Origin of the sequence: Huintestinicola sp. (genome assembly GCF_051882455.1) — a bacterium.
In the GTDB taxonomy this organism is placed as follows: Bacteria; Bacillota; Clostridia; order Oscillospirales; family Ruminococcaceae; genus Huintestinicola.
Map to the genome: position 1 here is coordinate 1 of NZ_JBJERV010000080.1, position 15,603 is coordinate 15,603.

Here is a 15,603-nt window from a genome sequence, read left to right on the forward strand (position 1 = left end):
GCGTATGCACAGTCTGCGACGAGCCTGACCCCGACTACTCGGAGCCTGTTGAGCCCGAGCCTGAGCCCGAGCCTGAGCCTGAGCCCGAGCCTGAGCCTGAGCCTGAGCCCGAGCCCGAGCCTGAGCCTGAGCCCGAAAAGGTAGTTTACTATCCCGTTATCACAAGCGGAAATGTGGTTGCAGACAAGTCTTATGCTGCTGAGGGACAGACTGTTAATGTTATCGCAGGCCTTGGCTATGACATTATCGTTACAGACGCTAACGGACGTCAGATAGCAAAAATAACCGAAAAGGGCAGCTTTACGATGCCCGATTCAAAGGTTTATATAACTGCTGTTCAGAATGAGACATTCGCTCTTATGTCAACTGCTTGGAGACATTCCTATGTTTACTCCTTTGACTCGGATATGAACAGGATAAAGGTAAATTCCGATGTTAAGCGCGGAGTTATCGTTATCGACCTGGGCACTGAGTATGCGGGCAGGAATTTTACCATCTATGCAGGCAGAAAGAGCACTAAGACTGAGGTTATCTCCGGCACTCTCGACAAGTACGGAAGATTTACTTTCAGTGCCGATGAGGGTAAGAATTACACTCTGGTAATTGAATAAGTCATGTTAATAAAATTGTCCCGCGGTTCTCGGTATTTCAATTGAGAACTGCGGGATATTTTTATATCAGGTTATTGTTTTTTTCATTCCGTCTGTGCCTGCAAGGGTATTCGGGAATATGGCTTTCGCCGCTTCGAGATGTTCCTCGGGGACGGTGAGGGCGGGACTGAAATGGGTGAGCCACAGCTCCTTTGAACGGGAGCCTGCGGCTATTTCTGCGCTTTGTGAAAAGACCATATGACCCTTTTGGGTCATTTTGGGGATAAATTCGTCCTCCCCGTACATTCCCTCGCTGATAAGCAGCCCGGAATTTTCGGCAAATTCGGACAGTTCGGGGAAATATACCGTATCTGTGATATACGTGACCTTTAAGGGCGGGCGCTCGCTTTCGGTGACCATTTCGGGGGTGATGATGCTGCCGTTTACATCTATGCTCTGCCCTTTGTGGAGGACGCTTCGCATATTAACAGGCACACCCAGCCTGTCCGCCTTTTCGGGGCTGAAAACCGGTGGGCGGCGCTCCATTATGCTATAGCAATAACAGTCTATCCGATGTCTTACGGGCATAAAGCTTATTTCAAGCCCGTTTCGGAATATAGTTTCCCTGCCGTTTATTTCGTGTACGCTTATGTCAAAGGGCAGCTCGGGGCAGATACAGCAGAGCCTTTGTATTATCTCCCTGCCGCCTGCGGGGGCATATATCACGAGAGGGGAACATTTGCCGTAATTTCCTGCGGACAGGAGCAGTCCCGGAAGTCCTGCGATGTGGTCGGCGTGGAAATGGGTGATAAACAGGGTGTCAAGCCTTGCAAGGCTGAGTCCTGCTTTGGCAAGGGCTATCTGCATTCCCTCGCCGCAGTCGATAAGCAGGGCTTTGCCCTTATGCTCCGCCCAGAGACCTGTGAGATATCGGTTCGGCAGCGGCTTCATTCCGCCCGTTCCGGGCAGGCAGATGTCTATCATAGGCTTTTCCTTTCGGTTTATTCCGCAGCTTTGGTCGTTTCGGAAATGCTTTGCATTTCCATATTTTCCGTTTCTTCGATAAGTACGCCCTCGCCTGTCATTGTGGCGGCGGCATGGGTGACAACTGTCCCGCTGTCCTTTTCTCCGCCGCCGCAGGCTGTGAGCAGCACTGCCGTTATCAGAAGTGCGATAATTATTTTCATGCGTTTTCTCCGAAATATACGTCATACCACTGGAGGAATATGAATACTGTCCATATCTTGCGGCTGTTGTCATATTTCTCCGCTCTGTGGTCGTCAAGGAGCTTTATGAGCATTTCCGTATTGAAAAACTGCTCGGCGGCAGGTGATGTGAACGCTGTTTTTACGATATTATAGTATTTTTCCTCTCGGAGCCATACTCTGATGGGAACGGGGAAGCCCAGCTTCTTTTTGTTTGCGGTCTTGGGAGGTGCGGCTTTAAGGGCTGCCTTTCTCATTGCAAGCTTGGTGTTTTCCGTGCTAACACGGTACTGCCAGGGTATCTGCTCCGCAAGTGCCATTACCTCCTTGTCAAGGAAGGGAACACGCAGCTCAAGGGAATTTGCCATTGACATTTTATCCGCTTTGAGAAGGATATCCCCTGCCATCCAGAGGTGGAGGTCAAGATACTGCATTTTGGTGATATCGTCCTTGTCCCTGACCTTTTCAAAGAAGGGCGCTGTGATAGCTGTGGGGTCGGGGGCAGAGGTGGTTATCTTCAGAAGGCGCTTCCTGTCACGGGGGGAGAACATATAGGCATTGCCGATAAACCTTTCCTCAAGGTCCTTGCCGTTTCGCACAAGGAAGTTGACTCCTCTTTTGGGAGGGAGCTTTTCGGCAACACTGCCTATTCCCTTTCGGATAAATCTTGGCAGGGATTTATAGGCATGGGAGCCTAAGGGTTCCTTATAGATGTTATATCCGCCGAATATCTCGTCTGCGCCCTCGCCGGAGAGGACTACCTTTACATACTGTGCGGCTGTATTGCAGACAAAATAGAGGGCGATACAGGAGGGGTCGGCAAGGGGTTCGTCCATATGGTACTGTATTTTTTTGATATTGTCCCAGTATTCCTCGGGAGTTATGACCTTGCTGATATTTTCCTTGCCGATATACTTGGAAAATTCCTTTGCCCAGCCTATCTCATTGTATTTCTCGTCCTCTCCGAAGCCTACGGTGAAGGTCTTGTCAACATTTGCCACCGATGCGGCATAGCTGGAGTCAACGCCGCTGGAAAGGAAGCTGCCTACCTCTACATCGGCAATTTTATGAGCTTCTACGGAATTTTTGAAGGTATCGGAAATTCTGTCCACCCACATATCCATATCGGGCTTTTCGTCGGCGTTGAAGTTAACGTCCCAGTAACGCTTTATATCAAGCTTGCCGTCCTTGTATTTGAAGCAATGGGCGGGGGGGAGCTTATAGACGTTTTTGAAAAAGGTCTCGTTGGTGGGGGAATACTGGAAGGTGAGGTAATTTTCCAGAGCAGTGGTGTTAAGCTCCTTTACGAAGGCGGGGTGGGGAAGGAAGGACTTTATTTCCGAGCCGAAGATAAAGGTGCCGTTCATAAGGGCATAGTAGAAGGGCTTTATTCCGAAAAAGTCCCTTGCGCCGAAAAGCTCCTGCTTTTCCTTGTCCCAGATAACGAAGGCAAACATTCCTCTGAGCTTATCGAGAAGCTTCTCCCCGAATTCCTCATAGCCGTGGATAAGGGTCTCGGAATCGGTGTTGGTGGTGAATTTATGTCCCTTTTCCTCAAGCTCTTTTCTGATATCCTTATAGTTGTATATCTCGCCGTTGAAGAAAAGCACCTTGGACTTATCCTCGTTGAATATGGGCTGGTCGCCGCTGTCGGTTATGTCTATGATACTGAGTCTGCGAAAGCCCATGGCGATACATTCGTCGATATATCGTCCCTCGGAATCGGGACCGCGGTGTCTGATCTTATCCATCATTGCGCCCAGGACCTTGTTTGAGTTGTCAATGGCATTTGTAAACCCTACAAATCCGCACATACTATCATCTCCGTTATTTAAGGTATTCATAGCATTATACTCTTATCTTTCCATTGCTATGACCATATTATAATAATACCATTTTAAGGGCAAAAGGTCAATAGAAACTCCCGTTTTTATTTTCGGAGCTCTGACAGCTCTTCCTCGGTAAGCTCCCTGTATTCCCCGGGGGCAAGGCTTTCGTCAAGGGGCACGCCGCCGATGTTTATCCGCTTGAGATAGACGATACAGCAGTCAATTGCTCTGAGCATTCGCTTTACCTGGTGATTTTTTCCCTCTTCTATGGTTATCTCTCCCGAAAATATTTTTTGTGCAGGGTATTTGAGCAAATGCTCACGCTTATTCTCGGGGAGAAAATCGGTAATTTCGGTTATCACGCCCTCTGAGAGGCACTTTATCCTTGCGGGGCGGACGGGGGTATTGCTGCCCCGCATCGTAATGCCCTCGGAGACCGCTTTTATCTTTTCCTCGGTGAGCACTCCTATGGCATAGAAAAAATAGGTCTTGGAAACGTGCTTGTCGGGGTGCATAAGGCTGTAGGTAAGGGCGCCGTCGTCGGTTATGAGAAGAAATCCCTCGGTATCCTTGTCAAGCCGTCCCGAGGGGTGGAGGGTATCACGCATATCCTCGGGGAAATAGTCCATGACCGTTTTGCATAAGCTGTCTTTTTTGGCGGTGACACAGCCTTTGGGCTTATGGAACATATAATAACGGGGCATATTTTTTATCACCCTTTCAAAAAATCAAAGCACAGAATGAACTTACTTTCTGTGCTTTGAAAGGAACTTATTCATTAAAAAAATCTGCGGCTCTTATCACAAGAGGCTCTTCATTTTTTCGGTATATCCCTGCGGATATGCTGTCCTCAAAGGAATAAAACTCTATATTGCTGCGGGAGCCGTCAAAAAGATAAACGATGATCTTCTTTTCATCGGGGTCTATTGCCCAGTATTCCTTTACTCCTGCGGAGCGGTAAAGAAAAAGCTTTTTGCCCAGATCTATGCCTGCGGTGGAGGGGGAAAGTATCTCGATGACCCAGTCGGGAGCGCCGTTATGATACTGACCGTCTATCCTGTCGGGGTCGCAGGTAACGAAAATGTCGGGCTGGACTACGGTATCATCGCTCAGCTTCACATCGGCAGGTGCGGCATAGACCTGACATCTGCCCTTATGCTTTATAATATAGCTTTTGATACTGAAAAAAATATCTCCCGATATCTTCTGATGGAGAAAACCGGGGGCGGGAGACATATAGACTATCTCTCCGTTTATAAGCTCGCAGGGTTTTTCGGACTTCAACAAGCGAAATTCCTCTGCGGTCATTTTTACATCTCGGACAGCCATAGTATCAGCTCCTTTCAAAGCTATTATACCACATCTGCCCTTTGCAAGTCAAGACAAAATCAGTCCACAGGGGTGTTTTCCTTGAGTATTCGTCCGTCGCGGAGAAGGCTCCTGAGTGTTTCGCTGTCATTGTTTGCGATAGCGTCACGGTATTCTCCCAGACGTGCCATAATGTAGTCTATCTCGAATAACAGGGGCTCCTTGTTCATGAGGAAAAGGGGCGTCCACATATTTTCGTTTAGCTTTGCAACTCGGGTCAGGTCCTGGAAGGAGCCTGCGGAGAAGCCCAGCTGCTGCTGATGGGTGGGGCTTTTGATGTATGCGTTGGAGACAACGTGGGCAAGCTGGCTGGTGAAGGCGATTATCCTGTCATGCTCCTCGGGGGTGGCTTTTACCACCTTTTTGAAATGGATAGAGTATGCAAGGTCCTCTATAATGTGTATCTCCTCCTGCGGAGTGCTTTCGATGGGGGTCATAATAAAGCTTGCGTTATCGAAAAGGTTGTCCAGAGAATATTCAAAGCCCGAAAATTCTCGTCCTGCCATGGGGTGGACGCCGATGAAGGTCACTCCCCTTTCAGCAAGAATTGGCGTCACCTCGTCAACTATGGCTTTCTTGATACCGCCTGTGTCGATAACTATGCTGCCCTCCTTGAAAAGGTCGGCATTTTCCTTGATGAAGCTGATTATGGTGGGGGGGAAGAGGGAGACAATGGTGATATCCGCTTCGGAAACGTCCTTTGCCTCGTAATCTATTGCATTCTGGGAGAGCGCCATTTTTACGGTCTTTCTGTCGATGTCTATGCCGCCTACAAGGTGGTTTGTATGCTTCTTTATCGCCTTGCAGAGCGAGCCGCCGATAAGTCCCAGTCCGACTGCAACTATTTTCATATCCTTTAAGTCCTTTCAAAGTCGATCTTATGCTTTTTATTATAGCTTATTTTTATGAACATTGTATGACTTCTCTGTAACTTCTTTGCATAAACACATAAAAGCTTTAAATCGGTAAAGCAAGCTGATGTTCAGACAGTCCCTCCCCGTTTTCTGCGGTGAGAGACTGTCTGAATATCATTCATAAAGCTTTGGAAGCTCGTCAAGGGTTATTACATATTCGTCATTGTAGATGGCTTTAAGGTCATCTGTGTCGTTATTGTCCGTTATATATTCCGTATGCCAGGTCATAAACCACACCCAGCCCACATTGTCCTTTTTAAGCTGTGATACGGTGGGTATGCGTCCGCATTCGTGGAAGCAGACGGGGACATCGCTGCCGACGATATCCGTTACCTTTTTGTAGAGACTGCCGTTTGCTCCGTCCTTGTAGGAGTCGGCTCCTGCTATGTCCACATATTCATCGCCGGGGTACCACTTGTCATAGCCCCTGCCGTTGCCCGAATAGCCGAACACCCAGATGAGATTGTCAAGTCCCCAGTAGTTTGTGTATCTGTCGTACATTATTATCCAGAGCTTTTTGAAATTCTCCGCTCCCCCCTTGCTCCACCAGAACCAGCCGCCGTCCAGCTCGTGGAAGGGTCTCCAGAGGACGGGGATGCCCTTGTCGCGAAGCTCGGTCAGCGCCTTTGCGCCCTTGTCCATTCCTGCGATAAGTGCATTGTATTCGTCCGTACCCTCGGTCAGCGCCTTGTCCCAGTCGGCAATTTCCGTTTTCATACACTCGTCCCAGCTGTGGCTGAAATCACAGCCGCAGTGCCAGCAGATGGTGACGATGCCGCCTCTGTTGTGCCATTCCTCCGCGCGGCGGTTTACTCCCTCGAAATCGTCGTTCATATAGTCAAGTCCACGTATTGCGGGGTATTTTCCCGTATTTTCATAAATGTAATCAAACTCGTACTGTTCGCTGCCCATCCAGGTGGACTCCTGCTGTCCCGAGATAATGCCCTTTCTGTAGGTGTCGCAGATGTATTTGTACAGTGCCCTGGCTTCTCTGCTTGCTTTCGGGTTTGAAAGGGTAAGCTCCGCGCTTTGGGTGACAGACGTATCTTTCCCGTTTTTGCTGTCCGATGTGCAGGCGGCGGAGGACAGGGCTGTCACTAAGGCGGCTATGAGCGCAAATATCTTTTTTATCATAATATCCCTCTTTCCTCAAGTATTTTTCTGACTGTAAGGAGCGTGAAATCGGGGTCGTCTCCCTCTTCGGAGTACTGAATATTATTCAGCCTTTCTCCGGTCAGCTCCCCCTGCTTTATGATGGCGATATCCGCATTCCGGAGCATTTCTATGTCAAACAGGCTGTCTCCTGCGGCGATCATCTCTTCCCCGTACATCTCTTTAAGCCACAAAAGTGCCGCTCCCTTGTTTATTCCTTTAGGTACGGCGTATATCTTATCGCCGTTGTCAAAAAGGTCAACCTTTTCGGGGCATAGCTTTTCCGCTGTGAGACGGAGTGTTTCAAGGGGGATATGACTTTTGGTGAATATAAATGTGCCGTCCACAAGGCGGACTTCAAAATACACATCGGGAAGGCTCTCCCAATAGCTTTTTATCCGCTCCATTTCAGCCATTGCAGGCAGGATATGCTCTTCTGCCCGCTTTCTCCAAATGGGGTCGGGAACGCCGTTTACAAGGAGATTTCCCCCGTTGTCGCATACTGCAAGGCGGGGCATTCCCGAGGGGAAGCTTATCCGCTCATACTGCTCGATCGAACGGGTGGTTATGGGGATAAATGTGACTTTTTCGGAAATTTCCCAGAGGAGCCCTGCGGATAAAGGGGTCATAAAGGAAAGCTTTTTGCTCTCCTTCTCCTCCACGCAGATATTATCCTCCGTAAGGCGTTTGTATGAAAAAATAAGCGTTCGGTCAAGGTCGGACAGAAACAGCATTTTTACTTCCTTTCTCACGTATCCGCAGGCATATTCTTGATAATTCCGCAGGCACGGTAGCATTTAAGGGGATATTTCTTAACGGGCACGCCCTTTTCACGGGCAAGCTCGATAATATGCGCCACATATTCGTGGGGAGCGTCCTCGGCGATAAGCACCATATACGGCACCCGCCGCAGGAGAACTCTTGTAGTCTCCCCGATCCCCGGCTTTACAAGGTTGATGTCGGCGATACCGAAAGCCCTTGCCACCTCTGCGGTCTCGGAGCGTCCCGAGCCGTATACAAAGGCTTTTGCTTCAAGAGCGATATCACCGTATCCCATACAGGCTTCAACGGCGTTTATGTATTCGTATGAGCGGTCATAGGGCTCAAGCTCCTTGTAGTATGCCGCTCCGTGGAAATCATTTTCCCCGATAATGTCGCTTCTGAGAAATGTTCGGCTCATTAGCCCCGAAACTACCGAATTAAGGCAGGAGCTTGCTATAAGGAAGTCCTCATGTGTGCCGCAGAAGGGGGTTATGCAGGCGGGGTCGGATATTACTGCTATTCTGGGGTCAACGCCATTATAGTCCACCATTGCTTCATTTACCTGATTTTGTATTGCTCCCTTGCCCGTCCAGCCGTCCACAAACTGCAGGCTTTCGGGGCTGTGGCGGCGGAGAATGTATCTCATTGCGTTTTTGTCAATTCCCCGTCCGCGGATAATGGAAACGGCGTAGTGGGGTATGTCAATGCCGTACTTTTTCTCAAGGTAATGCTTTATCATTATTCCTGCGGGCAGTCCTGCCCTTGCAAGGGATACAAGGACGGGGGCTTTTTTATCCCTGATTATCCTTTCGGAGACCTCGGCAATGCACCTTGCGGTTATTCCCGAGAAGCGCTTTAATGCATTCTCATATTCCCTGATATAGTCGGGAGAGGGGTCGTATTCAAGGGGGAGCATTTCGCAGTAGTGAACGCCGCTCTGTATAAGGGGTTCACGCTTCTCCGCAGGCAATGGCTCCACCATTCCCGTTATATCCTTCAAAAGCACTGTGACATCTTTTTCGTCATAGCTTGAGCGCATAAATTTATCCATCAGGCAAACTCCTTGTCATTGGTAAGGTCGCCGCTCCCGCTTATGGGAATGACCTCGCCTAAATATGTAGGCTCGGGCTTGAAAATTACCTTTACAAAATCCTTGTCCCTGGCAAGCATTTCACGGAAATCGTAATAATCCTGCCTGATATAGGTTTGCAGGTCGGAGGACACTCCATAGGCTTCAAGTCCCAGCTTTTCGGCTATATACACCGCCCTGTAAAGGTGATAGCTCTGGGTGACGATAAGCACCCGCTTGGCGGCAAAAACTTCCTTGGCGCGGTACATGGTCTCATAGGTGGAAAAGCCTGCGTGGTCCATAAAAACGTCCTCGGAGGGCACTCCCCTGTCGATGGCATACTGCTTCATTGCGTTTACCTCGTCATAACTTACCCTGCCGTGGTCCCCGGACATAAGAAGCTTGGGGGCGGCGCCTTTGTCATACAGCTCAATGCCTCTCGTGAGCCTGTCGCTGAGCATCGGGCTGGGTGTTTCCCCGTTTACCCGACAGCCCAGAACGATTATGCAGTCAATATCGGAAAGCTCCGCTGCGCTTTCGGGCGATAACATTCTGTCCGAAACGGAGCCTTTTACATATTCGCTTATCCCTACAGCGGCGCAGATGGCTATTATACCGATTATCGCAAGGATAATGAAAATTTTCAGGAGCTTTTTAAGTCCCTTCTTTGTTTTGTCCGTCATTCTGCGTTTTCCTTTCAATCTGAAAATCTCTCCCCGGAAAGGGGCGACCCCTTTGTCATTTCGTTTTATTTATCGCGAAATGAGCAAGGTTTGTCGCTCGGTACCGGTATAACTTCTTTACCGGTACTTCCCCTAAAGCCGGAGAGAGATCTTTTATGATGTTATACTGTGCCTGTTACAAGCTCGCCGTTATCGTCAAGGAATATCTTCACTCTTGGGGTCTCCACCTCGAATTTCTTGACGGCTTCGTTTATTACCACCTTTGAGCCGGGGTATGCCATACCCTTTACGGTTACAAAGCAATGCTGGACCTCGCTGAGGCTTTCGTCAATGCTCGCTATACGCTTGCGTATCTGCTTGACCTCATTCTGGCTGGCAAACTTTGTCTTGATGGCTGAGCCTAAAAGCTCCTCCTTATCCTCGGGAAGCTTTTTCAGCTCCTTGCGCTTGGCGTTCAGGAACTCCGCTATCTGGTTGCACCGCTCTACGGTGGACTCAAGCTCGGATATCTTTTTAAGGCACTCGTTTTTCTCTGCGGAAAGCATTGCGTTGTCCCCTGCTGTGACCTCGGTGGGGGCGTAATTCTTGGTTCCCAGGAATGTTACCTCGGTATTGCCGAGAACGGTGTATTTTCCGCCGTTTATGCTCTTTGATACAAGGTTTCCGCCGCAGTAAACGGTACAGATAACAAAATTCTGAACGTTAAGGTCGCTGTCGGTGGAGATGTCCGAATATTCGCAGAACTGGCAGGAAACATTGCCGTGAGCGGTGAGCTTGGAGTTTATGGCTCCCTTTTTGATGGTTATCGCGCCGCCTGCCTTGAGCTTTGCGCCTGTGGCATTGCCGCCGATGGTGATATCCTTGCCTGCGGTAACGGAAAAGCCCTCAAGCACCTCGCCCTTGATGACAACATCTCCCAGGAAATCAATATTTCCCACAGAAGCGTCCACATCGCCGTTTATGGTGACAACGGGCTCCACGCAGAACGCCTTGTCCCGATAGCACACATGACCGTCAATGGCTGCGACGATGGTAAGACCGTCCTCGGAAAGCTTTGTTCCCCTGCCTATGGTGTAGGGAGCAGGCTTGCCGGGAGCCGCTTTCATCACAACTCCTCTGATATCCTTGCCGTCGGTCCCCGCTTCGGGCGGAGTTATTTCGGCAATGACATCGTTTGTATGGATATTTCTTATAAGTCCTAAGTTTTTGTAGTCAACAAAGCCGTTCTCGTCCTCCTGGGGGGCGATGATCTGCTCCTTGTCGTACTTGTATGTGATCGTGCCGTTTTTGCCGTCTATGGGCATATCAGCCTCTGCCGCCTTTATCTCCTTGTCGAAATCCTTGCTTTCGATAAGTCTGCGGATAAGCGATTCGTTAACGTTATACTTAACGCCCTTTGCGCTGAGAGCGGATATCACGCCCTCAAAGGTTATCTCTCTGCCGCCGTTCTGAGGCGGATAGACAGACATATATGCCACCGAAAAATTAGGCTGAACGGTTATGATAACTTCTCCGTCTACGGGAGGATTGCCGTTATTCTGTACTGCCATTTTTATTATCAGTCCTTCCCTATTAGCGGCAAGAAATTCAGAGGCAAGAGGCAGGATGCTCCTGCTGCCAAAATTCTGCCATTCTATTTTTCTATATTATGATTATACCATATTACACAGCTTTTGGCAACAGCTTTATATCAAATCTGTAAGTTATTCACAAAAATAAATCATATCATACAGCATATACACGAAAGAATATCAGCTCTTTCGGATATCCGTAACGGTAAGCACCCTGTCATCGGTCTTAAAGGATATCTCAAAGCCGCCAAAGCTCATTGTATATATCCTGTCGGGAGAATGGTACTGGGGGCGGGGGTCCTGGGAAAGCACCTCCGAAAGCCCCGGAAGCTTATCCTCGGGGATCTGCTGTGCAATGCTTTCGGGTATTTCCACTTTAAGCCGTCCCTCACGCTCTGTAAGAGCAAAGCCCCCGGACGCATCGGGGTGTGAATCGGTGTAGGCAAGGTAGGGCTTTATGTCGATTATGGGAGTGCCGTTCATAAGGTCGGCTCCCGAAACGTACAGCACGGGTCCCAGAGGGGTGTGTAACTCTATCCTGTCGAGCCTTACGGAGGAAAGCCCTATAGAATTGGGGCGGAAGGGGGAACGGGTGGCAAACACGCCCATTCTCGTATTGCCCCCCAGTCTCGGGGGACGGACGGTGGGAGACCATTTTTCCCTTACCGCTTCGGAAAACTGCCACAAAAGCCAGATATGGGTAAAGCCCTCAAGCCCTCTGAAGGCTTCGGGAACACGGTATTCGGGTTCAAAAACTATTTTCGAGCCTATATCCGCAAGTCCGCTCTGGCGGGGAACGCCGAATTTCTCCGTAAAATCATTCTCTATCCTTGCGATTATTTTAAGTCCGCTGTCTGTTTTCATAAGATCCCTCAGATGAGCTTTCCCTCAAAATGGTCCATTTCGTGCTGGATTATCTGAGCGGTAAAGCCCGAAAATCTCTGCTTCTGCTTTCTGAATTTTATATCCAGATACTCGGCGCATATCCATTCATATCTCTCTGTTTTCCGCTTTCCTTCAAGTGAAAGGCAGCCTTCTTCCGCCTCATAGGTCTCGGGCGAATGGGCGGTGATGACGGGGTTTATCATCACAAAGGAGCTTTTCCCTGCGGAAATTGCGGCAATGCGCTTGTTTACGCCTATCATATTGGCTGCCATTCCCACGCATATGTCCGAGTTTGCTTTGAGAGTATCAAGCAGGTCCTTTGCGGTCTTTATGTCGCTTCTGTCCGCAGGCAGTGCCTTTTCCGAAAAGATGTCCGCGCCTTTTTTTATCTCTCTGACCATTTTTATCATTTCCTTTATCCGCTTAATGAAAAAGGGTACCCGTACTTTTACGTGTACCCTTTATCTGTTATGTATCCGTAATATCAGAATGTGAGCTCGCCTGCTTCAAGCTGCGCTGCGATGGTATCGTTGATAACGGTGTATGTAGCGTCTACCTGGATATTGCCGATGAGCATTCCCGCAAAGAAGGACAGGATAAATCCTGCAACAAGAACCGCCATGGGGATATCCATAATTGTTACCGCTGCCTCGCTGAAGGTGTTGTCCTTCATATTCTTGTTGACGATACGGCATACGATTATCAGAGCAACAGCGGCTGCAAGAAGAGCTATAAGAATGATAAGATACATGGTGTAATCCGTTGTTACATAAATAAGCTTGGGATTATCGGGCTTGTAGTAAACGGATACTCTGTCGCCCATCTTATAATCCTCGCCTGTGGCAGGGTTTTTGCCGTTAAGAGTAATGGGACCGCCCCATTTTTCCTGGTTATAAGCAACATACTTTCCCTTTGCAAATGCCTGCTTGCCAAGATAGGTGAATTTTGCGTCTTTCTTTGCATTTTCCGCATTCTCGCCCTTTAATACTTCTGTGATAAAGAAGTCGGTATTCTGGCGGGTCTCAAGGTCGCTGGCAGATGTGGCGTACCATGTCTCGCTTGTGACCTTATTGAGCTTTGAATAACGGGCAAGACCCATTTCGATGTTGAACACTCCCACGCACAGTGCCACAGCTGCAATGCAGAGAAGGACACAGGCTACGATATAACGCTTTTTCAGTTTCATTGCTTCATTTCCTCCTGTCGGTATCAAGGGCATTACCGCGCCCTTATTTCTTTCATTCCTTAAAAAATTATATCATATAATTTTCATATTGTCAAGCAGGTGAGGTAAATTTTGCAGGAGGAAAACGGGTATTGATGTCAAACAGTAAAGCTGTCCATATCTCTTTGCAGCTCCTCAAGAAATCTGCTGATATGATAACCGTCGGTGGCTGCGTGGTGGCAGGTGAGGGACAGGGGAAGAAGCTCTCTTTCGCCCTCTGCAAATATCTTCCCCGCCTCAACGGAAGGAAAATAATAGGGCTTGTTTTCATAGCTGTGTACGGCAAAATGCTCAAATTTCACCCATGGTATACAGGACACCGTATACGCATTGGGCGGCGGAAGTCCCGGTCTGCCCAGTACGCCGTGACGGTCACCGTAAAGCCGCCCGTTTTCAAGATAACTGCCGTAAAAATCCTCAAAATCATCGGAATACTCCGTCCACATCAGCGAAAAGGTCTTATCGTCATCGTGAAAATGGGCGTAAAGGGGGGTGAGGGTATCGTAAAACCCAAGCTGTCCCTCCGACTCCGCAAGCTTGAATTCGGTCTGACTGCTCAGATCTCTCGTTACCAGCCAGAGGTATACGGGGAAGAATTTTATCCCCTCTTTCCTTATGGTCTGTCTGAGCCTTGTGACGTCCATATTTACGGTCAGCGAATATCCTGTGGGCGCCATTTTCGAGAAATACATAAATACCTCTCTGCGGGGATATGAAGCCATATCCAGTGGTGTGAAAATCATTTCATCGTCTCCTTTCGGTCTGATGATATGATAATAACACATTGTTCTGCAAATGTAAATAAACGCTCCGTAGAGACAAAAAAACGTTCCCGACAAATTCATCGGGAACGGCTGCTTGTCGATAAAGTGAAGAAATAAAAAAAGTTGCACAAATAAACACCACACTAAAAGTTTCGCTCAAGCCTTTTCAAAGGCTTGCGGGGGTCAAGGGGGCAGAGCCCCTTGTCGCCCTCCGCAGAGGGCGAAATCCCCTTTATCCTTCAAAAACGGTGCAAGGGGTGAGAAATGAGACAGCATTTCGAGGGGAAGGCATATTGTGAAGCAAGCTTCACACGACCGCCTCCCCTTCTTACAAGTTTTAGGTAACTTACCCTCAAAAACGTTCCGGTGGAACGTTTTTGACAAAGCAATTTTTATATAGGGTTGTGCATATTATACAATGGTCATTCCTTTTTCGACACGCTGACGTTCCCGACAAATTCATCGGGAACGGTTCTGTAAGAATTTGATTTAATCGCCGAAAGAAATGCCCAGGTCCTTTGCGGTGGTAACGTAGTTGCCCTCGGGGTCAACGAACTTGGTCTTTCCTGCGACCTCACTGAGAGGATTTTCGCCTATCTTTGCATTTATCATGGCAACGGAAACGCCGTACTTGCCTGCGTCTATGAGCTGAGCCGCTCTTACGCCGAAGCGTGTGGCAAGTATCCTGTCGTATGCGGAGGGGCTTCCGCCTCTGAGCATATGTCCCGGAACGCAGACTCTTGTCTCGATGCCCGTGGCCTTCTGTATCTGTGCGGCAATGGTGCTTGTGGCGGTGGTTATGCCTGCCTCAAGACGTGCCTTTGCGCGCTCCTTTTTCTTGAGCTTTGCCTCTTCCTTGCTGTATGCGCCCTCGGCAACGGCAACGATGGAAAATCTGTGACCGTTGTCCGCACGCTTCTGCATAGCCCCGCATATCTTGTCGATATCATAGGGTATCTCGGGAATGATTATTGCGTCCGCTCCGCCTGCAACGCCCGAATAGAGGGTGAGCCAGCCTGCCTTGTTGCCCATTATCTCAACCATAAGGATACGGCTGTGGGATGCAGCGGTGGTGTGGAGCCTGTCGATAACGTCGGTACCGATATCAACGGCTGTATGGAAACCGAAGGTAACGTCCGTTCCGTAAATATCATTGTCGATGGTCTTGGGAAGTCCGATGATGTTGAGTCCTTCCTCGCTGAGAAGGTTTGCAGTCTTATGAGTACCGTTTCCGCCGAGAGTCAGCAGGCAGTCAAGCTTCTGCTTCTTGTAGGTGTCCTTCATAAGCTTTACCTTGTCGATGTTATCCTCGCCTATGCTGGATATCATCTTGAAGGGCTGGCGCTTTGTTCCCAGGATAGTTCCGCCCTGGGTGAGTATTCCCGAAAATTCGGAAGGCTCCATTTCACGGGCAATGTTGTTTATGAGACCGTAATAGCCGTTCTGTATGCCGACTATCTGCACATTGTCAACGCCCATTTTCTCATAGCACGCCTTTGCGATGCCTCTGATGGTAGCGTTAAGACCGGGGCAGTCGCCTCCGCTTGTAAGGATACCTATTCTTTTCTTAGCCAATTTTTATCATC

17 protein-coding genes are annotated in these 15,603 nt (G+C 48.9%); 1 reads left to right on the forward strand and 16 read right to left on the reverse strand.

What is annotated here, in order from left to right:
• On the forward strand, window positions 1–611 hold a 611-nt coding region (locus ACI4J0_RS10060; RefSeq protein WP_439765675.1), incomplete at its 5' end, for a hypothetical protein.
• 66 nt (window positions 612–677) lie between these two features.
• On the opposite strand, the gene ACI4J0_RS10065 is transcribed toward ACI4J0_RS10060, so the two are convergent.
• From ACI4J0_RS10065 to ACI4J0_RS10140, 16 genes are all read right to left on the reverse strand, one after another.
• Window positions 678–1,574, reverse strand: a complete 897-nt coding sequence (locus ACI4J0_RS10065; protein ID WP_439765676.1) for a ribonuclease Z — start codon at window positions 1,572–1,574, stop codon at window positions 678–680.
• 17 nt (window positions 1,575–1,591) lie between these two features.
• Window positions 1,592–1,777 carry a hypothetical protein gene (locus ACI4J0_RS10070; protein WP_439765677.1) on the reverse strand — a complete coding sequence of 62 codons (186 nt, stop codon included), beginning with the start codon at window positions 1,775–1,777 and terminating at the stop codon, window positions 1,592–1,594.
• A complete protein-coding gene (asnB, locus tag ACI4J0_RS10075; protein WP_439765697.1) occupies window positions 1,774–3,609 on the reverse strand; it encodes an asparagine synthase (glutamine-hydrolyzing) in 1,836 nt (611 codons plus the stop codon). The genes ACI4J0_RS10070 and asnB overlap by 4 nt, the downstream gene beginning before the upstream one ends.
• Before the next feature lie 116 nt (window positions 3,610–3,725).
• Window positions 3,726–4,328 carry a pseudouridine synthase gene (locus ACI4J0_RS10080; RefSeq protein WP_439765678.1) on the reverse strand — a complete coding sequence of 201 codons (603 nt, stop codon included), beginning with the start codon at window positions 4,326–4,328 and terminating at the stop codon, window positions 3,726–3,728.
• A 67-nt stretch (window positions 4,329–4,395) separates the two neighbouring features.
• The gene (locus ACI4J0_RS10085; protein ID WP_439765679.1) at window positions 4,396–4,953 is read right to left on the reverse strand and encodes a Uma2 family endonuclease; all 558 of its coding nucleotides are present in this window, start codon (window positions 4,951–4,953) and stop codon (window positions 4,396–4,398) included.
• A 59-nt stretch (window positions 4,954–5,012) separates the two neighbouring features.
• Entirely contained in the window at window positions 5,013–5,843 is an 831-nt protein-coding gene (locus tag ACI4J0_RS10090; protein ID WP_439765680.1) for a prephenate dehydrogenase, read from the reverse strand.
• Between the two features lie 177 nt (window positions 5,844–6,020).
• Window positions 6,021–7,040, reverse strand: a complete 1,020-nt coding sequence (locus tag ACI4J0_RS10095) for a glycosyl hydrolase (RefSeq protein WP_439765681.1) — start codon at window positions 7,038–7,040, stop codon at window positions 6,021–6,023.
• On the reverse strand, window positions 7,037–7,792 hold the full coding sequence (locus ACI4J0_RS10100) for an HAD family hydrolase (RefSeq protein WP_439765682.1): 756 nt from the start codon (window positions 7,790–7,792) through the stop codon (window positions 7,037–7,039). The genes ACI4J0_RS10095 and ACI4J0_RS10100 overlap by 4 nt, the downstream gene beginning before the upstream one ends.
• A gap of 14 nt (window positions 7,793–7,806) precedes the next feature.
• Window positions 7,807–8,871: a cysteine protease StiP family protein gene (locus tag ACI4J0_RS10105; protein ID WP_439765683.1), complete on the reverse strand. Its 1,065-nt coding sequence runs from the start codon at window positions 8,869–8,871 to the stop codon at window positions 7,807–7,809.
• Complete coding sequence (locus ACI4J0_RS10110; protein WP_439765684.1) at window positions 8,871–9,572, reverse strand: SanA/YdcF family protein; 702 nt, start codon at window positions 9,570–9,572, stop codon at window positions 8,871–8,873. Before ACI4J0_RS10110 ends, ACI4J0_RS10105 begins: the two co-directional genes overlap by 1 nt.
• 161 nt (window positions 9,573–9,733) lie before the next feature.
• Window positions 9,734–11,122 carry a FapA family protein gene (locus ACI4J0_RS10115; protein WP_439765685.1) on the reverse strand — a complete coding sequence of 463 codons (1,389 nt, stop codon included), beginning with the start codon at window positions 11,120–11,122 and terminating at the stop codon, window positions 9,734–9,736.
• A gap of 201 nt (window positions 11,123–11,323) precedes the next feature.
• Entirely contained in the window at window positions 11,324–12,007 is a 684-nt protein-coding gene (tsaA, locus tag ACI4J0_RS10120; RefSeq protein ID WP_439765686.1) for a tRNA (N6-threonylcarbamoyladenosine(37)-N6)-methyltransferase TrmO, read from the reverse strand.
• An 8-nt stretch (window positions 12,008–12,015) separates the two neighbouring features.
• On the reverse strand, window positions 12,016–12,429 hold the full coding sequence (locus ACI4J0_RS10125; RefSeq protein ID WP_439765698.1) for a peptide deformylase: 414 nt from the start codon (window positions 12,427–12,429) through the stop codon (window positions 12,016–12,018).
• 83 nt (window positions 12,430–12,512) lie between these two features.
• Complete coding sequence (locus tag ACI4J0_RS10130; protein ID WP_439765687.1) at window positions 12,513–13,214, reverse strand: hypothetical protein; 702 nt, start codon at window positions 13,212–13,214, stop codon at window positions 12,513–12,515.
• A 137-nt stretch (window positions 13,215–13,351) separates the two neighbouring features.
• The gene (locus ACI4J0_RS10135) at window positions 13,352–13,996 is read right to left on the reverse strand and encodes a CatA-like O-acetyltransferase (protein WP_439765688.1); all 645 of its coding nucleotides are present in this window, start codon (window positions 13,994–13,996) and stop codon (window positions 13,352–13,354) included.
• Window positions 13,997–14,506: 510 nt separating this feature from the next.
• Entirely contained in the window at window positions 14,507–15,592 is a 1,086-nt protein-coding gene (locus tag ACI4J0_RS10140; protein ID WP_439765689.1) for a 6-phosphofructokinase, read from the reverse strand.
• Between the last annotated feature and the right edge of the window lie 11 nt (window positions 15,593–15,603).